The 20957-nt window shown below is 63.5% G+C and carries 16 protein-coding genes; 9 read left to right on the forward strand and 7 right to left on the reverse strand.

What is annotated here, in order from left to right:
- Window positions 1–68: 68 nt before the first annotated feature.
- The gene (locus FJ950_RS00810) at window positions 69–1517 is read right to left on the reverse strand and encodes a helix-turn-helix domain-containing protein (RefSeq protein WP_140614654.1); all 1449 of its coding nucleotides are present in this window, start codon (window positions 1515–1517) and stop codon (window positions 69–71) included.
- A 225-nt stretch (window positions 1518–1742) separates the two neighbouring features.
- Between FJ950_RS00810 and aceA the strand changes: the two genes are divergently transcribed.
- From aceA to FJ950_RS00825, 3 genes are all read left to right on the forward strand, one after another.
- Window positions 1743–3032 carry an isocitrate lyase gene (aceA, locus tag FJ950_RS00815; protein ID WP_140614655.1) on the forward strand — a complete coding sequence of 430 codons (1290 nt, stop codon included), beginning with the start codon at window positions 1743–1745 and terminating at the stop codon, window positions 3030–3032.
- 55 nt (window positions 3033–3087) lie between these two features.
- Window positions 3088–3330 (forward strand): hypothetical protein, encoded by a 243-nt coding sequence (locus tag FJ950_RS00820; RefSeq protein WP_006202762.1) that lies wholly within the window; start codon window positions 3088–3090, stop codon window positions 3328–3330.
- A gap of 239 nt (window positions 3331–3569) precedes the next feature.
- Window positions 3570–4013 (forward strand): response regulator, encoded by a 444-nt coding sequence (locus FJ950_RS00825; RefSeq protein ID WP_181171010.1) that lies wholly within the window; start codon window positions 3570–3572, stop codon window positions 4011–4013.
- 71 nt (window positions 4014–4084) lie between these two features.
- On the opposite strand, the gene FJ950_RS00830 is transcribed toward FJ950_RS00825, so the two are convergent.
- The gene (locus FJ950_RS00830) at window positions 4085–4801 is read right to left on the reverse strand and encodes an HAD family hydrolase (RefSeq protein ID WP_140614657.1); all 717 of its coding nucleotides are present in this window, start codon (window positions 4799–4801) and stop codon (window positions 4085–4087) included.
- A 148-nt stretch (window positions 4802–4949) separates the two neighbouring features.
- On the opposite strand from FJ950_RS00830, the gene FJ950_RS00835 reads away from it, so the two are divergent.
- The 3 genes from FJ950_RS00835 (at window position 4950) to FJ950_RS00845 (ending at window position 9083) form a co-directional block, all read left to right on the forward strand.
- On the forward strand, window positions 4950–6386 hold the full coding sequence (locus FJ950_RS00835; protein ID WP_015316305.1) for a glutamine synthetase family protein: 1437 nt from the start codon (window positions 4950–4952) through the stop codon (window positions 6384–6386).
- Between the two features lie 153 nt (window positions 6387–6539).
- Entirely contained in the window at window positions 6540–7826 is a 1287-nt protein-coding gene (locus FJ950_RS00840) for an FAD-binding oxidoreductase (RefSeq protein ID WP_140614658.1), read from the forward strand.
- Between the two features lie 375 nt (window positions 7827–8201).
- Window positions 8202–9083 carry an SH3 domain-containing protein gene (locus FJ950_RS00845; RefSeq protein ID WP_140614659.1) on the forward strand — a complete coding sequence of 294 codons (882 nt, stop codon included), beginning with the start codon at window positions 8202–8204 and terminating at the stop codon, window positions 9081–9083.
- A gap of 19 nt (window positions 9084–9102) precedes the next feature.
- Here the strand turns inward: FJ950_RS00845 and FJ950_RS00850 are convergent, their stop codons facing one another.
- On the reverse strand, window positions 9103–9849 hold the full coding sequence (locus FJ950_RS00850; RefSeq protein ID WP_140615405.1) for an SDR family oxidoreductase: 747 nt from the start codon (window positions 9847–9849) through the stop codon (window positions 9103–9105).
- 317 nt (window positions 9850–10166) lie between these two features.
- Here FJ950_RS00850 and zwf point away from each other — a divergent pair, with 317 nt between their 5' ends.
- From zwf to edd, 3 genes are all read left to right on the forward strand, one after another.
- A complete protein-coding gene (gene zwf, locus FJ950_RS00855; protein ID WP_015316300.1) occupies window positions 10167–11639 on the forward strand; it encodes a glucose-6-phosphate dehydrogenase in 1473 nt (490 codons plus the stop codon).
- Window positions 11621–12337, forward strand: coding sequence for a 6-phosphogluconolactonase (pgl, locus tag FJ950_RS00860; RefSeq protein WP_140614660.1), 717 nt, complete (start codon window positions 11621–11623; stop codon window positions 12335–12337). The genes zwf and pgl overlap by 19 nt, the downstream gene beginning before the upstream one ends.
- A gap of 73 nt (window positions 12338–12410) precedes the next feature.
- Window positions 12411–14234: a phosphogluconate dehydratase gene (edd, locus tag FJ950_RS00865; protein WP_140614661.1), complete on the forward strand. Its 1824-nt coding sequence runs from the start codon at window positions 12411–12413 to the stop codon at window positions 14232–14234.
- Window positions 14235–14301: 67 nt separating this feature from the next.
- Here the strand turns inward: edd and FJ950_RS00870 are convergent, their stop codons facing one another.
- The 4 genes from FJ950_RS00870 to FJ950_RS00885 all read right to left on the reverse strand — a co-directional run bounded on the left by FJ950_RS00870 (window position 14302) and on the right by FJ950_RS00885 (window position 20774).
- Entirely contained in the window at window positions 14302–15966 is a 1665-nt protein-coding gene (locus FJ950_RS00870; RefSeq protein ID WP_140614662.1) for a VWA domain-containing protein, read from the reverse strand.
- A 113-nt stretch (window positions 15967–16079) separates the two neighbouring features.
- Window positions 16080–17078, reverse strand: coding sequence for a GlxA family transcriptional regulator (locus FJ950_RS00875; protein ID WP_032922464.1), 999 nt, complete (start codon window positions 17076–17078; stop codon window positions 16080–16082).
- Between the two features lie 28 nt (window positions 17079–17106).
- A complete protein-coding gene (gene folD / locus FJ950_RS00880) occupies window positions 17107–18006 on the reverse strand; it encodes a bifunctional methylenetetrahydrofolate dehydrogenase/methenyltetrahydrofolate cyclohydrolase FolD (protein WP_140614663.1) in 900 nt (299 codons plus the stop codon).
- A gap of 179 nt (window positions 18007–18185) precedes the next feature.
- The gene (locus FJ950_RS00885) at window positions 18186–20774 is read right to left on the reverse strand and encodes a GumC family protein (RefSeq protein ID WP_140614664.1); all 2589 of its coding nucleotides are present in this window, start codon (window positions 20772–20774) and stop codon (window positions 18186–18188) included.
- Window positions 20775–20957: the final 183 nt, after the last annotated feature.

The following is a 20957-nucleotide window of genomic DNA, read 5'->3' on the forward strand; positions in this document are numbered from 1 at the left end:
GCGTGAAGGCTTATTGTCTTCCCGAGTAGGAAGCAGTCTTCTTCTTCGCGCGGCAAGTCACCACGACATCACTGGAAGTCGAAGGCACTCAAGCCGGTGACCATCTCGTCGAGGCCGAGCGGTCGCGTCACCGGCGGCTCGGCGCGCGCCAGGCAGCCGGCGCGCTCGCAAAGCCGGCAGGCGGGGCCGACAGGCGTCGCCGCGACGGTGCCCGCCCCCATCTTCGCGCCGGTCGCCGCGCCAGGCAGCACCGTGCCATAGACGATCTCGTCGCGAAAGCCGATGTCGCAGCCGAGCAGCAGTGCCGTGCGGCGCGGTCGTTCGGAGAACGCGCCTTGCGGCCCCTCCAGCGTGCGGGCGATGCACAGGAACTCGGCGCCATCGGGCATTTCCACCGCCTCGACGAATATCTGGCCCGGCTGAGTGAAGGCGACATGCACGGGAAGCTTGGCACAGCCACCGCCGAAGCGGCTTTGCGGAAAGCCCCGGCTGCCGGCCTTGCGGAAGCGGTTTCCCGCATTGTCGATCTCCAGCATGAAGAAGGGCACGCCGGAAGCACCTGGCCGCTGCAGCATGGTCAGCCGGTTTGCCGCCTGCTCGAAGGAAACGCCGAAGCGCGAGCGCAGGACATCAATGTCGTAGCGTGAGCGAACGGCCGCCGCGTGAAAGGGCTGATAGGGCATCATCAGCGCATGGGCGGCGTAGCGGCCGAGTTCGAAGCGGGCAAGGCGGCGCGCCTCGTCCGTGGTCAGCCCCAGTGCCTGGATCTCACCGGCGACCGCAACAGTCATGCGGATCAGGCAGGCCTCCATCGCGACTTCACGCAACTGGTCGAACGGCGACAGACGCTCGGACAGGAACAGGCGCTGCGAGTGGCGGTCGTAGCGGCGGCGCCAGTTCGGCATGGTGGCGACCGGCAGAACCTTGACCACGATGCCGTATTCGCGCTTCAGCCATGCCTTCAAGGCGCCAAACAGGTCGTCGCCGGGATCGAGCACCGACGTGAACGCCTCGGCCTCTTCCTCGAGCGAGGCGAAATGGTTCGGTCGCCGCTCGAAAATCTCGCGCACCTCGTCGATCGGCAGGCGGGCGCCGGAGAGGGCGGTCGCCCGGCCCTCGCGGGCCAGAAGCTCGTTGAGATCGGACAGCCGCTCGGCTTGCTCGCGATAGGCGCGGAACAGTTTTATCACCGCGGCGGAGGCGTTGGGCGCCGCCTCGGCAAACTCGATCAATTCCTGGTCTCCCGGCAATTCGCCGACCAGCAGCGGGTCGGTGAACACCTCCTTGAGGGCAGCGACCGATCCCCTTGCCTCGCCCTGAAGCTCATGCGGATCGACCTTGTAGACGGAGGCGAGCTTCAGGATCAATTGCACCGTCAGCGGCCGCTGGTTGCGCTCGATCAGGTTGAGGTAGGACGGCGAGATGCCGAGCCCCTCGGCCATCGCCGTCTGGGTCAGGCCCTTGGCGCCGCGGATGCGGCGGATGCGCGGCCCAGCGAAAATCTTCTGGTCAGCCATCGCCAATTCTTGACAGGAGTTTACACGCCGCCCGCCGCATCCCGCCTCTCTTCGCTTTACAGGATTGACAAATTTACAGTGCCTTGCTGTCAAACACAACACAGGTTTGCCCTTATATCCACCCGGTTCTGTTGATTTTTCTAGCTCATGCGGCGCCAAGATGTAAATTCAGTCACATAGAAGCGGCCCCGAGAATTGGCTGTGCAGAAATCTTCGGAGTGACCAATGACTGATTTTTACAACCTCGTCCCCTCGGCGCCTGAAGGTCGCTTCGACGGCATTGAACGTCCTTATTCGCCGGAGGACGTGAAGCGGCTGCGCGGTTCGGTGCAGATTCGTCAGAGCCTTGCCGAAATAGGCGCCAACCGGCTGTGGAAGCTCATCCACGAGGAGGACTTCGTCAACGCGCTCGGCGCCATGTCCGGCAACCAGGCGATGCAGCAGGTGCGCGCCGGGCTGAAGGCGATCTACCTGTCGGGCTGGCAGGTCGCCGCCGACGCAAACACCGCCTCGGCGATGTATCCGGACCAATCGCTCTATCCGGCCAATGCGGCGCCCGAACTGGTCAGGCGCATCAACCGCACGCTGCAGCGCGCCGACCAGATCGAAACCTCCGAAGGCAAGGGGCTTTCTGTCGAGACCTGGTTCGCACCGATCGTTGCCGACGCGGAAGCCGGCTTCGGCGGTCCGCTCAACGCCTTCGAGATCATGAAGGCGTTCATCGAGGCCGGTGCCGCTGGCGTCCATTACGAGGACCAGTTGGCGTCGGAGAAGAAGTGCGGCCATCTCGGCGGCAAGGTGCTGATCCCGACCGCGGCGCATATCCGCAACCTCAACGCGGCGCGGCTCGCGGCCGACGTGATGGCCACGCCCACCTTGGTCGTGGCACGCACGGACGCGGAAGCTGCAAAGCTGCTGACCTCCGATATCGATGAACGCGACCAGCCCTTCGTCGACTATGATGCCGGCCGCACGGTGGAAGGCTTCTACCAGGTCCGGAACGGCATCGAGCCTTGCATCGCGCGGGCCGTTGCCTATGCGCCGCACGCCGACCTGATCTGGTGCGAGACCTCGAAGCCCGACCTGGCGCAGGCCAAGAAATTCGCCGAGGGGGTGCGCAGGCACCATCCAGGCAAGCTGCTCGCCTACAATTGCTCGCCGTCGTTCAACTGGAAGAAGAATCTCGACGACGCGACGATCGCCAAGTTCCAGAGGGAACTGGGCGCCATGGGCTACAAGTTCCAATTCATCACGCTGGCCGGCTTCCACCAGCTCAACTACGGCATGTTCGAACTCGCCCGCGGCTACAAGGCGCGGCAGATGGCGGCCTATTCCGAGTTGCAGGAAGCGGAATTCGCGGCGGAAGCCAATGGCTATACCGCGACCAAGCACCAGCGCGAGGTCGGCACCGGCTATTTCGACGCGGTCTCTATGGCGATCACCGGCGGCCGGTCGTCGACCACGGCCATGCATGAATCGACCGAGCACGCGCAGTTCAAGCCGGCCGCGGAATAGCGACCAGAAATACCGAGGAAACGCCCAACAGGGCCTCAGACACAGGAGAAGACCAATGGCATCGATAAGCCGCGTCAAGGAACGGGCCGAAGAGCAATCGACCACGATGAGCGTCGACCAGCAGGCGACAATCCGCATGCTGGCCAACGACCTGCACAGGCTCAACCAATCGGTGATGAAGGCGGTCGAGGCGGGCGTCTCGGTGGAGCTCGTGCGCTCCGCGAGGCACCATGGCGGCGACGGCAATTGGGGCGACCTGCTGATCCCGGTGATCGTTACACAACAAAGCCATGGCTGACCCGGAAGCGCTACAACCGGCCATTTGCCCGCGCCGCGTATGCGTAGGTGAATTTTATTTTCACGCAACCAAGCTATGGACAGGGCAGTACAGTACTGTTGCTTGAATCCACTGTGTGGGAGACGGTTTCAGAAGTCTTTTATTTCAACTTGACATAGGGTGCGATCTCACGCCAATTGTCCGCAGATTCAACTCTGCATTGAAATAGGGGCAAGATTCTTGGCCGACTTGGGTGCCTAGTGAGTGACGAGGGGGAGAGTACAAAAAATCTGAATCGGGTGACCCGGGGTTCAAACATTGAGACGATCCGAGATCCTTCGCGGGTGCTTGTTGTCGGGAAGTCGCCGATCAATCGCGTCGTGGTGTCTAAAATCGTCGAGCGTTCCGGGCTCAAACCAATCTCGGAATCGCCTGAAATGGCGGTGAAGACCTTACGTTCGCTTATCCCCGGGGCGGTTGTCCTCGATGGTGGCCCCGACAACAAAGACTGCGACACGCTGATGTCCAGTATCGACACGTTGCGGCGAGCCGCGGGCAAGGCACTTCCTCCCGTGATCCTGCTTTCAACCAAGAATGGCACGCCGGAGAGCCTGGGCCTGGCGCATGTTGTCGACGCGGTGGTGGCCAAGCCGATCACGCCCGAACGGCTGCAACCGGTCATCGATCGCCTGACCGGCCGCTAAAACGATTCCAAAAGGCGAAACCGTTTTTTTCCATCCAGAATTGCGCGAAAAAAGCAGCCGGAGGTCTACGATCAAACTCTGTTCCTGATGCTTTCGACAAGCGCGGGCAATTGGCTGAGATCCGATATCTGGCGGAACCGCGGCTCGGCGACCGGCGCCTCGACATGTTCGAGCACCCAAGTCAATTCGTGCGGCACATGGACACCCCAGCCGCCGGCCTCGATGGCGGGCACCACGTCCGACTTCAACGAATTGCCGACCATCATGCTCCTTGCCGGGCCATCGCCATGGCGGTCGAATAGGCGCGCATAGGTCGCGGCGGTCTTGTCGCTGACGATCTCGACGGCGTCGAACAACTCGCCCAGCCCGGAGCCGGCCAGCTTGCGCTCCTGATCGAACAGATCGCCCTTGGTGATCAGCACGAGGCGGAAGGTGCCGGCGAGCTTCTCGACCGTCTCGCGTGCATGCGGCAAGGGCTCGATCGGATGGCCCAGCATCTCGCGGCCGGCGTCGAGAATCTCCGATATGACGGAAGCCGGCACGCGCCCGTCGGTGACCTCTATCGCCGTCTCGATCATCGAGAGCGTAAATCCCTTGATGCCGAAACCGTAGATCGCGAGATTGCGCCTCTCGGCTTCCAACAGTCGAGCCGAGATCTGCTCCCCCTCGCCATGATCGGCCAGCATGGCGGCAAAGCGCTTTTCCGTCATGCGGAAGAACCGTTCGTTCTGCCAAAGCGTGTCGTCGGCGTCGAAGCCGATCGTGGTCAGTTCGTTGCTGGATCTCATCGCCGGCTTCTCGAGTGCGGGAAGACGCCAAACCTATGCCGACCGGCAACCGGTTTTCAACCCGCAACGGCAAATGCCCGGGGCGGCTCCCCTTCCCTTCGGTCGCACGGCACGGCTATACTTGAAAATCCGCAACCCAATCTGGTGAATGATGCCGCCTGCAAAAAAGGAAGTCCGTCCGTCGAGCCGCGGAGGACGGGCGCGCACGCCTGCCTTCGTGAAAAACCTGCGAGGTGTGAAGAACTGGAAGGAAGTCAGCGATTGGCTGGAATGGCGCGGCATCGAGGATATCGAATGCATCACGCCTGATCAGGCCGGCGTGGCGCGCGGCAAGATGATGCCGTCGAAGAAATTCACTTCCAACACCTCACTGGCGCTGCCTTCGGCGGTCTTTATGACGACGATTTCCGGCGGCTATCCGGAGGACGGTAACGGCTTTCACTATCCGGAAGACGACGGCGACCTCAAGCTGATGCCGGACCTGTCGACATTGACCGTGGTGCCCTGGGAAGAAGACCCGACGGCCGCCGTCATCTGCGACCTCGTCCACCAGGACGGCCGCTCGGTCGAGTTCACGCCGCGCAATGTGCTGAAGCGCGTGCTGGCGGCCTATGACAAGCTTGGGCTGAAGCCGGTCGTGGCACCCGAAATCGAGTTCTACCTCGTGCGCAAGAATCCGGACCCGGACTATCCCCTGACCCCGCCTGTCGGCCGCTCGGGGCGCGCGATCGGCGGCGGCGCCGGCTATTCGATCGCCGGCGTCAACGAGTTCGACGAACTGATCGACGACATCTACCATTTCTCCGAAAGCCAGGGCCTGGAGATCGACACGCTCATCCACGAAGAGGGCGCCGGCCAGCTCGAGATCAATCTGCGCCACGGCGACCCGATCGAGCTCGCCGACCAAGTGTTCATGTTCAAGCGCACCATTCGTGAAGCCGCGCTCAAGCATGAGATCTACGCGACCTTCATGGCCAAGCCGATTCAGGGCCAGCCGGGCTCCGCCATGCATATCCATCAGTCGATCGTCGACAAGAAGACGGGCAGGAACATCTTTTCGGCCGAGGATGGTTCGGAGACCGAGGATTTCTTCCATTTCATCGGCGGCATGCAGAAGCACGTGCCGAATGCGCTGGTTATGTTCGCGCCCTACGTCAATTCCTACCGGCGGCTGACGCAGGCGGCCTCTGCCCCGGTCAACAACAAATGGGGCTACGACAACCGCACCACGGCTTTCCGCGTGCCGCGTTCCGACCCTGCGGCGCGGCGCGTTGAAAACCGCATCCCGTCCTCCGATGCCAATCCCTATCTGGCGCTGGCGGCTTCGCTTGCCTGCGGGCTGATCGGCATCACCAGGAAGATCAAGGCCGAGCCTCCCGTACTGACCACCGCCAACGCGCACGAGATCGACCTGCCGCGCAGCCTGCTCGAAGCCGTCGACCTGTTCGAAGGCGACGAGGAACTCTGCGCACTGCTGGGCAAGTCCTTCGCCGCCACCTATGCGGCGATCAAGCGGGCGGAATTCGAAACGTTCATGGAAGTGATCAGTCCGTGGGAGCGGGAATATCTGCTGCTGAATGTGTGATGGTGAGTGAGTAGTGAGTAGTTGGTAGCGACTACTCACTACTCACTACTCACTACTCACTCCTCACTCCTCACTCCTCACTCCTCACTCCTCACTCCTCACTACTCACTACTCACTACTCACTACCCGAACTCCCTCGAGTCTTCGCTCATCATGAACTACCAATCCCCCATTTCCCCCGGCCGGTCCTGGTATGAGGACACGGCTGGGCCGCGGCCCGAATATCCAACGCTCGACGGTGACCGGACCTGCGACGTCGTTATTATCGGCGGCGGGTTTACCGGCCTGTCGGCAGCGACGCATTTGGCCAAGGCCGGTACCAGCGTTGTCCTGATCGAAGCATATCGTTTTGGCGACGGCGCTTCCGGGCGCAATGGCGGCCAGCTCGGCACCGGGCAGCGTGCCTGGGCCGAGGACCTGGAGGCCGAATACGGTCTGTCCCGCGCCAGGGCGCTGTTCGATCTCGCCGAAGAGGCGAAAGCGCATCTGCTCGACTTCGCCGCCCTCAACCAGATCGATATCGACTACATGCCGGGCCAGCTCTCGGTCGCGCACAAGCCGCGCTATGTGGACGACTACAAGGCGCATGCCGAAATCATGGCCGGCCGCTTCTCGTACCCGCACATCTCCTTCATGGATGCGAAGGAGACGGCGGATCGGCTGGGCTCGAGCGCTTATTTCGGCGGCACGCGCGACACCGGCACCGGGCATATCCATCCGATGAAGCTGGTGATCGGCACGGCGCGGGCGGCGGCACAAGCTGGCGCCCACTTGTTCGAAGGGACGCCATCGACCGGCATCGTCTCGGCAGGCGGCAAGGTCAGGGTCTCCACGCCGAGAGGGACGATCTCGGCGCAAAAATGCCTGATCGCGGTCAACGCCTATGGCGGCACGCTCGAGCCGGTGAGTGCCGCGCACATCATGCCGATCGGATCCTTCATCGGCGCGACCGTGCCGCTGGGATCGGATTCGAACGTGTTGCCGGGGGGCGAATCGGTCGACGATTCCCGCTTCGTCGTGCGTTATTTCCGCAAATCCAGGGATGGACGGCTGCTTTTCGGCGGACGCGAGGTCTATGGCGTCAACGATCCCAAAGATATCCACATCCACATTCGCCGCCAGATCGCGGAGCTCTATCCGGCGCTCAGCGATGTCGAGATCACCCATGGCTGGGGCGGCTATGTCGGCATCACCGTGCCGAGGAAGCCGTTCGTGCGCGAAGTGATGCCGAATGTGATCTCGGCCGGCGGCTATTCCGGTCACGGCGTCATGCTGTCGAACTTCTTCGGCAAGCTCTATGCCGAAACCATCACCGGCAACCGCGATCGGCTGAAGCTGATCGAGGAGCTGAAAATCCCGCCATTTCCTGGCGGCCGCCGGTTCCGGGCGCCGCTGCTTTTCCTTGCGCTCAACTGGTTTGCGCTGCGGGACAGGATCTAATGCGTCGCGCAAAGTGACCTTTGGGAAGAACGACATGCACAAAACAAGATCCAAGTGCGTCGTGGGGCCTTTTCCAACGCGACGTGCTTAGGCTGGGATTGGATCGCCGCTATCCCTGCGATCACGAACTCATGTAATATTGTAATATTCATGTAATATTTGTTGCCCGGGCGACACATTGCGGAATTGCCGGCAAAAGCGCAGAATCCTTGCTAAGGGCGTACTGACGCCACAATCGCGGGCGAAAGGTCCGCATCTGGGCGATTGTTCGGGGATTGTTGCGGGCCCGCCCGCGTTTGGGACCGATGCTGATCGAACGCGTGACTTGCGATATTTGATCAAAAGAACACCGGCCCGCTTATGGAGGTGGCAAGAGTGAGAGAGCCCTTCAGTTTCGGTGCTCCGGAACGTCGGCGCTTCGCCATGCAGTTCGGCTATGACATGCGCCCGTCATTCTGGCAGGGAGTCCGTTCGAACTCGCACCTGGTTATCGCGGCAATAGGCACCGCGGCACTGCTTGGCGTTGCCGCAGTGGCGCTCTGGCTGGCGTTGCCGACCGGCGAGAGGCAAGCAGCCGCCAGTCCCGAGCAGAGCATTCCGACCATTCCGGTGAAGACGACGAAAGTTCCCTCCTCGGGGACGACGGTGACGGTGGCGGCCGTGACGCCGCAGGCGGAGCGCAAGTCCAGCCAGGTGTCACTGACCAAGGCAGCGGCGGCGGTGGACATACCAGCGCTTGCCGCCAATGATCCCCGCTGGACAGGGGCGCAGCCGAAGGCTGCCGCGGCAACTGATCCCGATCAAACGGCGGCTCCCAGCCAGGTAGCCAAGCAGCCCGAGCCGGCGCCTGACAAAACAGCGGCGGCATTCGCGCAATCGTCTACCGATACCGATGCCACCGACGAGCTTGCCAAGGTCGCCGCGCCGAGCCCGCCTGCCAATAGCAGCAATCCCGATGGCGCGCAGACCGCCGCCATTCCGGAGACGCAGCCGCAAGCACCGGACCAAAAACCCGCGAATGCACAAGGCGAGGACAACGCAGCCAAAGCGAAGCCGCGCAAGGTGGCGGCGACAGGCAACGGCCGTATTCTCAGGGCTGTGACCATGCGCAGTGCTCCGAAGAAGGGGGCCACCCCCATCGGTACGATCCCTGCCCGGACCTCGGTGCAACTGATGGGCTGCAAGCAGTGGTGCGAGATCGTCTACAACGGCAAGCACGGCTGGGTGTACAAGAGCTACGTCAAGCCCGGCACGTAATATCCGACGATCGCCGCGTTCAGATGCAGCGCCCGCCATCGACCTCCAGCGCGACCCCGGTGATGAAAGCGGCCTCGTCCGAGGCCAGCCATAGAGCCGCGTTGGCGATATCGAGCGGGGTCGACAGCCTCCCGAGCGGGATCGAAGCGCGGAATGCCTCGCGGATCTCGGGCGTGTCGGCGCCCATGAATTTTTCAAGCATCCCGGTCTCGCCGGCGACCGGGCAAAGGCAGTTGACGCGAATGTTCCTGGGCGCGAGTTCCACCGCCATCGACTTGGTGGCGGTGATCGCCCAACCCTTCGAGGCATTGTACCAGGTGAGGCCGGGCCGCGGCCGCAATCCTGCGGTAGACGCCGTGGTCAAGATGACACCGCCGCCTTGCCGCTCCATGATCGGCACAACCGCAAGGGCGGCGTGATAGATCGCCTTCATGTTGACTGATGTGATCAGGTCGAAGGTTTCCTCGTCGACCTTGAGCATGTCGCCATTGCGATGGGTGAACCCGGCATTGTTGACCATGATGTCGACACGGCCGAAGGCGCTTTTGGCGGCATAGACCATCTCGTCGAACTCGGAGCGCAACGAAACGTCGGTCTGCGTCCAGATTGCCGCCTCGCCGATCTCATCGGCGACGCGTTTGGCACCCTTGGCGTTGAGATCGGCGACAACGACCCTGGCGCCCTCTTCCACGAAGCGCTTGGCCATGCCTTCGCCGAAGCCCGATGCCGCACCGGTGATGATGGCGACCTTGTTTTCCAGACGCATGCTTTTCCCGCTCATGGACTTCCTCGATATCACTGCACAGCTTGCACAAGGGCTGGCGACCGATGCAATCGATGCCGCAAGGCGCGCCGATTTCTCCCTTAGCTTTCGTCACATTCACGTTCTATGCTGCAACTGCGAAAGCCTCCGGAGTCTTCGTTCACCGACAAGCCTCCCGGCGGCGCCAGTGTCAAGCGCACACGTGGACCGACGCAAAATCCAGCGGTTGGTCCTTGATGTGACACCATGGCACTGGAAAATTTAAATCGATTAGAATATATCAGCCGCGTACTTGCGACCGGCGTCAAAGCGGACAGACCATGACCAGCCAGATCATCCCCGTCGACCCTTTCGACTTCATCATTTTCGGTGGTACCGGCGACCTGTCGGAACGCAAGCTGCTGCCGTCGCTCTACTATCGCCAGCGCGACCATCAATTCTCCGAGCCGACGCGCATCATCGGCACGTCGCGCTCGAAAATGAGCGACGAGGAGTTCCAGGCTTTCGCCAAGCAGGCGATTTCGGACCATGTCAAGCCGGCCGATATCGATGCCAAGGAGTTGAAGACCTTCCTCGCCCGGCTTTCCTACGTCCCGGCCGATGCAACGAGCGGCGCCGGCTTCGACAAGCTGAAAAAGGCGATCGGCGAAAGTGACCACATCCGCGCCTTTTACCTGGCCGTGGCGCCGGCGCTGTTCGGTGACATCTCGCACAAGCTCAAAGAGCACAATCTGATCACGCCGAATTCGCGCATCGTGCTGGAGAAGCCGATCGGCCGCGATCTTGCCTCAGCGCAGGCGCTCAACGACCTGGTCGGCGACGACTTCCACGAAAGCCAGATTTTCCGCATCGACCACTATCTCGGCAAGGAGACGGTGCAGAACCTGATGGCGCTGCGCTTTGCCAATGCGCTGTACGAGCCGCTGTGGAATTCCGCCCACATCGACCACGTGCAGATCACCGTCGCCGAGACCGTGGGCTTGGAAGACCGCGTCACCTACTACGACAAGGCCGGTGCGCTGCGCGACATGGTGCAGAACCACATGCTGCAGCTGCTTTGCCTCGTCGCCATGGAAGCGCCCTCGTCGATGGACGCCGACGCGGTGCGCGACGAGAAGCTCAAGGTGCTGCGGGCGCTGAAGCGCATCAACGGCAACGAGGCGCCGAAGCACACCGTGCGCGGCCAGTACCGCGCCGGTGCGTCGGCCGGGGGACCGGTGAAAGGCTATGTCGAGGAACTCGGCAAGGACAGCAACACCGAGACCTTCGTCGCCATCAAGGCCGAGATCGGCACCTGGCGCTGGGCCGGCGTTCCATTCTACCTCAGGACCGGAAAGCGGCTGGCGACCCGGGTTTCGGAAATCGTCATCGAGTTCAAGCCGATCCCGCACTCGATTTTCGGCGACAGCGGCGCGGGGCCGATCTTTGCCAACCAACTGGTCATCCGGCTGCAGCCGGACGAAGGCGTCAAGCAGTTCATCATGATCAAGGACCCAGGCCCTGGCGGCATGCGGCTGCGCCAGATCTCGCTCGACATGAGTTTCGCGCAGTCTTTCGACGGCCGCGCGCCTGACGCCTATGAACGGCTGATCATGGATGTCATCCGCGGCAACCAGACTCTGTTCATGCGCCGCGACGAGGTGGAAGCCGCCTGGAAGTGGATCGACCCGATCCAGAATGCCTGGGAAGGCGCCAAGCAGGAAGCGCAGGGCTATACGGCAGGCACATGGGGGCCGTCGGCCTCGATAGCACTGATCGAACGTGACGGGCGGACATGGCACGAGAGCAATTGAACGGCGCCAGCTACAACTGGAACGCTTTTCCCGACCGTCCGCAACTGGCCTTGGCGCTGGCTGGCCGCGTCGCCGATGCCCTGACCAAGGCGATCACCGGGCGCGGCACGGCATTGCTGGCGGTCTCCGGCGGCACGACACCGGCAAAGTTCTTTGCCACGCTCTCTGCGGCGCCGATCGCCTGGGACAAGGTGATCGTGACGCTGGTCGACGAACGTTTCGTGCCGGCCTCCTCGCCGCGATCCAATGCCGGGCTGGTTGCCGCCAACCTGCTGCAGAACGCGGCCAAGGCGGCCCGCTTCGTTCCGCTCTACCACGAGGCGGTCGGCATCGAGGATGCTGCAGCATCCGACGATGCGGCCCTGCGATCCCTGCCCTGGCCGCTCGATGCCGTGATCCTCGGCATGGGGCCGGACGGCCATACCGCCTCATTCTTTCCCGACGCCGACGATCTGCCGAAGCTGCTCGACCCCGCCTCGGACAGGATCATCCTGCCGGTTCACGCCGCAAGTGCGGGTGAGCCTCGGCTGACCCTGACCCTGGCGCGGATCATCGACGCCGGTTTCATCGCGCTGCACATCGAGGGCGAGGACAAGCGCACCGCCTTCGACGGCGCGGCCGCGTCCGGGCCGCGAAAGCCGATCCGTGCCGTGCTCGACGCATCGCCCAAGCCCGTGGAGGTTTTCTGGGCGCCCTGATTTCAAGTTTACAAGTGGTCCCGGCAACGGCGGGAGGATGTTTCCGGGACCTCGCCTGAAAGGACCTGATCCCATGACCGCAAGACGAGACATCGAAGCCATCACCGAACGGATACGCCAGCGCTCCAAACCGGGCCGGGAGCGCTACCTCAGCCGTATCGCCGAAGCGTCGAACCAGACCGCCAACCGGTCGGTGCTGTCCTGCGGCAACCTTGCCCATGGCTTCGCGGTCTGCAGCCCCTCGGAAAAGCTGGCGCTCGGTGCCGACAAGGTGCCCAATCTCGGCATCATCACCTCTTACAACGACATGCTGTCGGCGCATCAGCCCTTCGAGACCTTCCCTGCCCTGATCAAGGAGGCCGCGCGCGAGGCGGGCGGCATCGCCCAGGTCGCGGGCGGCGTGCCGGCGATGTGCGATGGCGTGACCCAAGGCCAGCCCGGCATGGAGCTGTCGCTGTTTTCGCGCGACGTGATCGCCATGGCAGCCGCGATCGGCCTGTCGCACAACATGTTCGACGCCGCCGTCTATCTCGGCGTCTGCGACAAGATCGTCCCGGGTCTGGTGATCGCCGCACTAACCTTCGGCCATCTGCCGGCGGTGTTCATTCCTGCCGGCCCGATGACGACAGGCCTGCCCAACGATGAGAAGGCCAAGGTCCGCCAGCTCTATGCCGAGGGCAAGGCAGGACGCGCCGAACTCCTGGAAGCCGAGTCCAAGTCGTATCACGGGCCGGGCACCTGCACCTTCTACGGGACGGCGAACTCCAACCAGATGCTGATGGAGATCATGGGCCTGCACACGCCGGGCGCGTCCTTCGTCAACCCCGGCACGCCCCTGCGCGACGCCTTGACCCGCGAAGCGACGAAACGGGCACTGGCGATCACCGCGCTCGGCAACGCCTATACGCCGGTCGGGCGGATGATCGACGAACGTTCGTTCGTCAATGGCGTCGTCGGCCTGCATGCCACCGGCGGCTCGACCAACCACACCATCCACCTGATCGCCATGGCCGCCGCCGCCGGCATCGCGCTGACCTGGCAGGATATTTCCGACCTCTCGGAAGCGGTGCCTCTGTTGGCACGGGTCTATCCGAACGGACTTGCCGACGTGAATCATTTCCATGCAGCCGGCGGCCTCGGCTTCCTGATCCGCGAACTGCTCGACGAAGGCGTCCTGCACGAGGATGTGCAGACGGTGTGGGGCGAAGGCCTGCGGCCCTATGCGGTCGAGGCAAAGCTCGGCGCCGACGGCGCTGTGCTGCGCGAGGCTTCGCCGCGCGCAAGCGGCGACGAAAAGGTGCTGGCGCCGTTCAACAAGGCTTTCCAGGCGACGGGCGGCCTGAAGGTGCTGGTGGGCAATCTCGGTCACGCCGTCATCAAGACATCGGCCGTCAAACCGGAGCGGCGTGTCATCGAGGCGCCGGCCAAGGTGTTCGACAGCCAGCAGGGGCTGAACGACGCCTTCAAGGCGGGCACACTCACCGGCGACTTCATCGCCGTCATCCGCTTCCAGGGTCCGAAGGCCAACGGCATGCCGGAATTGCACAAGCTGACCACCGTGCTCGGCATCCTGCAGGATCGCGGCCAGCGCGTGGCGCTGGTCACCGACGGGCGCATGTCGGGCGCCTCCGGCAAGGTGCCGGCGGCAATCCATGTGACGCCGGAAGCGGTCGAGGACGGGCCGATCGCGCGGATCCATGACGGCGATATCATCCGCCTCGACGCCGATGCCGGCACGCTGGAAGTGCTGGTGCCAGGCACCGAATTCGCGCTGCGCCGCACGGCCGAAGTCGATCTCATCGGCAATGAATTCGGCTTCGGACGCGAGTTGTTCGCCGGCTTCCGCCAATTGGTGGGCCGCGCCGATCACGGCGCCAGCGCGTTCGGCACTGCCTGACGCATTCTGTCCGGCATGAAAAAGGGCGGCACGTGGCCGCCCTTTTTGCCGGTCGAAATCGCAATCCTCATTGCACCGTCAGTTCAACCCGCTCTCCGGCCTTCACGGTCACGGCGCCTTCCTTCTTGCTGTTGTCCGACTTCTCCGAAACCACGGCGTAATCGCCGGCCGCTATCGTGGCCTGATACTTCTCGTCATAGGCATAGCCGATCGACTTGCGATTGCCATTGATGTCCTTCTTCGTCTCGAAGATCTCGATCTTGGAGGTGCCAGGCGCCGTGATTGCCAGCACGCCGGCATTCATGGCGACCTTGAGGTCCTGGAACTCGCCGACCTTGACGCTGAAAGGCTGTTCCACGACGGCGAGATCGACCGTCGCGATCAGCACATAGTCATCGGGCGGCAGATCGAACTTGCTGTCGGGGCCATAGGCATAGGTGACCTCGTCGCGGGTGCCATCGATCTTCTTCTTGGCCTTGAGCACCTTGAAGCCGGTGCCTGAACCGTCAGCCTTGTCGCCGCCGGCCACATAGTATGCGTTGGCAACGACATGGCCGACGCCGACGATTATGTCCTTGTCGATCACCCTGCCCGCGGCAAGCAGGATCGTTTCGGTGACCACGCCCTGTCCGATCGTGACGGTCACTTTCTCGTCGCCGGCCGGCAACACGACTTTCGTGTCTCCATAATAGGTCGGAGGGTTGTCGACGCCCGGATAGGCGATCACGACAGCCGCCCCGCTGGCCACATCGGCACCTTGGCTCGGACGCGGATGCAGGATGAGTGTGCCGGCATTCAAGGTGAACAGCGGCTTGTAGACCTGGCCCGCCTCGATCTTGATCTTCTGCTCCGTCTTGGCCTCACCGTCGCGCGCGACGACGATGTAGTCGCCCGGTTCCAGATTGGCTTTGTAGTCGCCGTATTCGGTGGTGACGTTGTCGCCGCGCGTGCCGTCCGATTTGGCCTTGTAGACTTCCCAGGCATTGCCGTCGGTGACAGGATCGCCGCCCTCGGCCAGCACCACGGTCGGCATGAAATTGAACTCGGGCTTCGCCGGCTCGGGCGCTGGTGCCGGAGCGAGGGCCGGTGCTGGCTCGGGCGCCGGTGCCGGCGCCGCGACGGTCTCGACCAGCGCTTCCTGCAGCGCCTTCTCGTCGGAAGCCTGGATGTATTTGCCGCCGGTGTTGTCCGCGAGGCAGGCAATCTGCTTGCCTTCGTCGGCGGTCAGGCCGAAGCCGACGACGTCGGCGGTGAAATCGACGCCGGAGGCTTCGAGTTCCTTGCCCAGCGCACAAGGGTCGCCGCCGCACGTTTCCAGCCCATCGGTGATAAGAACGACAGTTGCCTTGTCCTCGGTGTATTTCAGCGCTTCGGCCGCCTGCTTGACGGCTGCCGTCAGCGGCGTCTTGCCGAGGAACTTCATGCTGTCGGCGGCTGCCGAGATGGCGCTTGCCGAGCCCGCCTGGGGCGGCACGATCAGTTGGATGTCGTCGCAGCTGCCTTTTTCGCGATGGCCATAGGCCATGAAGCCGATCTCGTCGTCGGCGGGAACCGATTGAAGCACGGTCCTCAGCGATTCGCGGGCGATTTCCAGCTTGGGCTTTCCGTCGATCTGCGCCCACATCGATCCCGACGCGTCGAGGATGATGATGACCTTGTTGGCGGCAAAGCCGAATGTCGTCGTCGACAAAAGGAGGATCGCCGCAGCGACGCTCCGCGCAAGTATCGCCATCGAAATCTCCTGAGTTAGCCACCCCGTCCGCTGGCCGAAGCTATTTGAGCGCGTGCAGGGACACAAGCCACCGCTATCAACGATAGCTCGCATAGGGCCCGTGCGTACCCAATTCAGTATGTCGTGCGGCGCTCTTCCGAGGGCGGGCGGCCAAACTGCAGCCGATAGCTCTGGGCAAAATAGGAATGCGAGGTGAAGCCGGTCGCGATCGCCACGTCGAGGATCGGCATGTTGGTCTGGCGCAGCAATTCGCGCGCGCGCTCCAGCCGCAGCCGCATGTAGTAGCGCCCCGGCGTGACGTTGAGATGGCGCAGGAACAGCCGCTCCACCTGGCGCACCGAGAGGCCCGCCGACTTGGCGAGCTGTACCGCCGACAGCGGCTCGTCGAGATGGTCGGCCATCAATTCGACGATGCGTCGCAACTTCTCCGACTTGCCGGTGAGGTCACGCTCCGGCCCGACGCGCTGGCGGTCTCCAGCGGAGCGGATGCGCTCGTGCTGGAACTGGTTGGCGACGCCATTGGCGAGGTTGGAGCCGAAATCGCCACGCACGATCTCCAGCATCAGATCGATCGAGGTGGTGCCGCCGGCGCAGGTGTAGCGTTTGCGGTCGATCTCGAAGACGTTGCCCGTGCAGTTGATGTCGGGAAAGCGCTCGACGAAGCCGGCGCGGTTTTCCCAATGGATGGTGCAGCGATAGCCTTCGAGCTGGCCGGCCTCGGCCAGCAGGTAGGATCCGACCGACAAGGCACCAAGCGCGTTGCCGCGCCGGCCCCAGCTGCGCAAGGCGGCCAGAACCTTGCTCTTGCCCGGAAATTCTGTCGTCAAGCCGACCGAGACGAAGAGAATATCGACCGGCGGCAGGTCGGCGACGGCGTAGTCGATCTTGAGCGGCAGGCCGTTGGAAGCCATCACCGGGTCACCATCGGCCGACACAGTTGTCCAGCCGTAGAAGTCGCGGCCAAGCAGGCGGTTCGCCGACCGGAACGTATCGATCGCGGCGGCCAGCGAGAACATCGAAAACTTGTCGACCAGCAGGAAAGCGAACTGCCGGCCGCCTTGAACGGGATCATTCGTGACCGGCCGTTCCGGGGAAATAGTGGGGTTCGGCAAAGCTGCGGCTTTCAGGGTCAACCCGGGCTCAGAAGGAAGGCCGCTTCAGTCCGGCCGCAAGGTAGGCCGAAGCTAACGTATTGGCCATCAACATGGCAATGGTCATCGGCCCGACGCCGCCGGGCACCGGAGTGATCGCGCCGGCCGCCCTGGCCGCTTCGGCATAGGCGACATCGCCGACGAGACGCGACTTGCCCTCGCCTTTCTCGGGCGCGGGAATGCGGTTGATGCCGACATCGATGACGGTGGCGCCAGGCTTGACCCAGTCACCCCTGATCATTTCCGGCCTGCCGACAGCGGCGACCAGGATGTCGGCCGTGCGGGCAAGCGCCGGCAGGTCCTTGGTGCGGCTATGCGCGATGGTGACGGTGCAGTTGGCGACAAGCAGCAGATTGGCCATCGGCTTGCCGACGATGTTGGAGCGGCCGACGACAACGGCGTTGAGGCCGGACAGATCCTTGCCGCGCACGCGCTCGATCAAAAGCATCGAGCCGGCGGGCGTGCAAGGAACGAAGGCCGTGTCGAGTTCACCAGTGCCGAGCTTGCCGACATTGATGAAATGGAAGCCGTCGACATCCTTGTGCGGCGCGATCGCCTGGATGATCTTGCCGGCATCGACATGGGCGGGCAGCGGAAGCTGGACCAGGATGCCGTTGATTTCAGGATCGGCGTTGAGTTCGGCGATGAGCTTGAGCAGCGCCTCTTGCGACGTTTCCGCCGGCAGCGTGTGCTGAAGCGAATGAAAGCCGCATTCCTTGGCGGTGCGGGATTTGGAGGCGACATAGACCTGGCTCGCCGGATCCTCGCCGACGATGACCACGGCCAGGCCTGGCTTGGCCTGGCCCTTGGCGACCAGCTCGGCAGTCAGCGCCTTGACCGTCCGCACCACGTCTTCGGCAACGCTTTTTCCGTCAATCACTTCGGCCATGCCACCCTCAACATCGTTCCGCCCAACGCCGCTTCGAGAACATAATGCCGCGGCGCAGGCAATCTGCAGCGCGGCATTGTCACGAAAATACAAGCTCGCAATCCCGTCAAAGCGCCTTCCCATGCCGTTTACGCGAAACCGGCACGGTTTTGTTCGGCCTCCGCAGCCTATCTGATGGTTCAGAAGTAGCGGCGGCGGGTGCGGTTTTCCGTGAGTTCGCGGACCGCTTCGCGGAATTCACGCAGGCTGGCGCGAATCTCTTCGACCGATGCTTGTTCGCCACCCTCCTCGACCGGGGTCGGCCTCGCGGACGGGGCGGCCGGTGGCTGCGCCGGAGCGGGCGGCGGCGGATACGGCATCTGCGCCGCATAAGGTCCCGCTGAGCTTTGCGTGGAGGGATGGCCCGCTTGCGACCAGGGCTGCGCCTGGGGGTAGCCCAGCGGCTGTGCATAGGGAGAGGACGGAAACGGGGGAGCCGGGTACGTTGCCTGTTGCGGCATCAGGGGCGAGCGCGAAGGCAAGGTCATCCGCTGCCCATACCCCGCATCGGGGCCCGGCTGGAAGGGTGACTGCGAATAATCCAGGCCGGCCGCCTGCCGAGGCCCGAAACCGGACTCCGGATGGCCAGGAAATAGCGGAGCGTTGACAGGCCGTCCGTTGTCGGCGAAGGCGGGCAGGCCGAACCCGCTGGAGATGTCGTCGTCGGCTTCGGCGGACGGCTTGCGGGACATGGCCTTGCGCAGTCTCGACATGAGTGCGCCAATCCTCCCGGAGCTTTCGGCGGGAGCGGCCTCGGTCCGCGTGACCGGCGGCGGTGGTGCGGGCGGCAGCGGCACAGGCGCTGCCGGCATCGGTGGCTCTGGCGGAGGCTCCGCCCGGAATGCCTGCTCCTCGCGAGGCGCTCTCTGGTCAGCCAACTTGCGTTCATCCACCTTGCGCTCGCGGCGTGAGCGCGCGCTTGCCGTCTCGCGCAGGCTGTCATAGGTGCCACGCAGAGCGCCGAGGCCAACGCCGGCGGCAAGGCCAAGCAGCAGGCCGGCCAGCGCCACCAAGGCCCGTGAGGGTCCATTTGGCTCGAGTGGAGCCTGGGCGGGAGTGATCACATTGATGTTGGTCGTGTTGATGCCCGTCTGTTCACCAGTCTCCTTGGCGCGCAGGAGATATTGTTCGTAGACGGAACGCTTGGCGGTGGCCTCGCGCTCCAGTTCCCGCAGGGCAACCAGGTCGCTGTTGACGTCGCCGCTTTGGACCTTTGCCTGGGCCAGCCGGGAAGCGAGGTCCTGTTCGAGCTGAACCGCGCGCTTCAAGTCGACCTGCAGCGAAGAGGCGATGCGGCGCAATTCAGCCGCGATGCGCTCGCGCGCGCCGGCGATCTGGGCGTCGAGGGCCTGGAGTTCTGGATGCCGCGGTCCCAGCCGGACCGCGGCACGATCGGCCTCCTGCTTTAGCGTTGCATATTGCGAGCGCAGATCGCTCATGGTGTTGGAGTTGATCTCTTCAGGCAACGTGCCGGTCAGAACGGAATTGACGTCCAGCGAACGCGCCGACGCTGCCCGGGCATTGAGTTCCAGCGTGCGGGCGCGGGCGACCGAGAGCTGCTCGTTGAGCTTCAGCATTTGATCGTCGCTGATCAGATGGCCTTGCGCGTCGACCAGGCCATGCGTGGCCCTGAAATCCTCGACCTTGCGCTCGGCCGCCTCGACCCCCTTGCGCAGATCATCGAGCTTGGACGTCAATTCGTTCGTCGCGCGTCCGGCCATGTCGGACTGGTATTTGGCGGCTTCCTGCTGGAAGACGGTCCTCGTCGTATTGGCAATGAGCGCCGACTTGTCGCCGTTCTGGGTCACGGCGCTGACGGAAATGACAAAAGTCTTGCCGCTGCGTTCGACCGACAGGCTCTTGGCCAGATTGCCGACAGCCAGAGCCTGGCGGCGAACCTCATCGACGCCGCCAGGCCCAGCGTTGCGCGACACGATCGAGCGGATGAGCGACATGACGCCGAGGCCGCCGGAGCCCTGGCCATTGAATTCCGGATCGTTGACGAGGTTGAGATTCTTGACGACCTGATCGAGAACGGTGCCCGAGGTGAGCATCTTGATCCGGGTTTCGACGACGGCCAGCGCGGCATCGGGCTGGCCTACCGGTTGGGTGAGATCGCGGTCGGAGAGCTTCAGGTCACCCGGCTCGATGATCAGTTCGGTCGTGGCTTCGTATTTCTTCGGCATCGACAAGGCGATGGCAACGCCAAGTCCAGCGCCCAGTATCGTGGTCGCAACGATCAGCAGCTTCGACCTGGCAACGCCGCGAACGACCAGCATCGGATCGATCAGCGGCTTCCACTGCTGACTGTCCGCCCCGCCATTGGAGGACGGGTCGGCTCTGCCCGCAGCGCGGGACCCGATTGCATCGTGGGCGCCACCCGTGCCCGAAGGTTCCTCGGGGGCGGGCCTTGCTTGCGGCATGTCGGGTGGCAAATCGCCGGTGCCGGTTTCCCCCCGCGAACGCCAGGCGCCCTCGGATACAAACGGCTGCTCCTCGTCCAGGCGAGACCGTTCGGCGTTATCGGCTGCCGACCGAGGCGGGCTCGCCTTCGTCTCGCGACGGGAACGAGCCAGGCGATGGCGCGTGGCGGCATCCTCGCGCCATGAGGGGTCCGCGCGGTCTCCTATCGACACCAGCGAAGCATCGTCCTCGCCACGCACGGCTTCGCCAAGCGCCAGCAAGGAGCGCTCGCGCTTCCAGTCTTCACGGTTTTCCCTGTCGACCATGTCGTGGAGCTTTACTCTTGGCCGCTTGGCAGCGGCGGTCGGCCATTCGTTAAGTGACGCTAAACAGGCATAGGAAACAAAAGGTTAATTTTCGAAAGAGGACGGCAAGAATTCACGCCATGGTTGCAACAATTTTCAACACTACTGAAAGTTTCAGAACGGCGCGTTAAACTTTCCAGCCTA

It is taken from the genome of Mesorhizobium sp. B2-3-14 (assembly GCF_006442175.1).
GTDB classification, from domain to species: domain Bacteria; phylum Pseudomonadota; class Alphaproteobacteria; order Rhizobiales; family Rhizobiaceae; genus Mesorhizobium; species Mesorhizobium australicum.

Coding starts and splice junctions, on each gene's coding strand:
- FJ950_RS00810 (WP_140614654.1), bottom strand. CDS start 1,517: ATGGCTGACCAGAAGATTTTCGCTGGGCCGCGCATCCGCCGCATCCGC.
- aceA (WP_140614655.1), top strand. CDS start 1,743: ATGACTGATTTTTACAACCTCGTCCCCTCGGCGCCTGAAGGTCGCTTC.
- FJ950_RS00820 (WP_006202762.1), top strand. CDS start 3,088: ATGGCATCGATAAGCCGCGTCAAGGAACGGGCCGAAGAGCAATCGACC.
- FJ950_RS00830 (WP_140614657.1), bottom strand. CDS start 4,801: ATGAGATCCAGCAACGAACTGACCACGATCGGCTTCGACGCCGACGAC.
- FJ950_RS00835 (WP_015316305.1), top strand. CDS start 4,950: ATGATGCCGCCTGCAAAAAAGGAAGTCCGTCCGTCGAGCCGCGGAGGA.
- FJ950_RS00840 (WP_140614658.1), top strand. CDS start 6,540: ATGAACTACCAATCCCCCATTTCCCCCGGCCGGTCCTGGTATGAGGAC.
- FJ950_RS00850 (WP_140615405.1), bottom strand. CDS start 9,849: ATGCGTCTGGAAAACAAGGTCGCCATCATCACCGGTGCGGCATCGGGC.
- zwf (WP_015316300.1), top strand. CDS start 10,167: ATGACCAGCCAGATCATCCCCGTCGACCCTTTCGACTTCATCATTTTC.
- pgl (WP_140614660.1), top strand. CDS start 11,621: ATGGCACGAGAGCAATTGAACGGCGCCAGCTACAACTGGAACGCTTTT.
- edd (WP_140614661.1), top strand. CDS start 12,411: ATGACCGCAAGACGAGACATCGAAGCCATCACCGAACGGATACGCCAG.
- FJ950_RS00870 (WP_140614662.1), bottom strand. CDS start 15,966: ATGGCGATACTTGCGCGGAGCGTCGCTGCGGCGATCCTCCTTTTGTCG.
- folD (WP_140614663.1), bottom strand. CDS start 18,006: ATGGCCGAAGTGATTGACGGAAAAAGCGTTGCCGAAGACGTGGTGCGG.
- FJ950_RS00885 (WP_140614664.1), bottom strand. CDS start 20,774: ATGGTCGACAGGGAAAACCGTGAAGACTGGAAGCGCGAGCGCTCCTTG.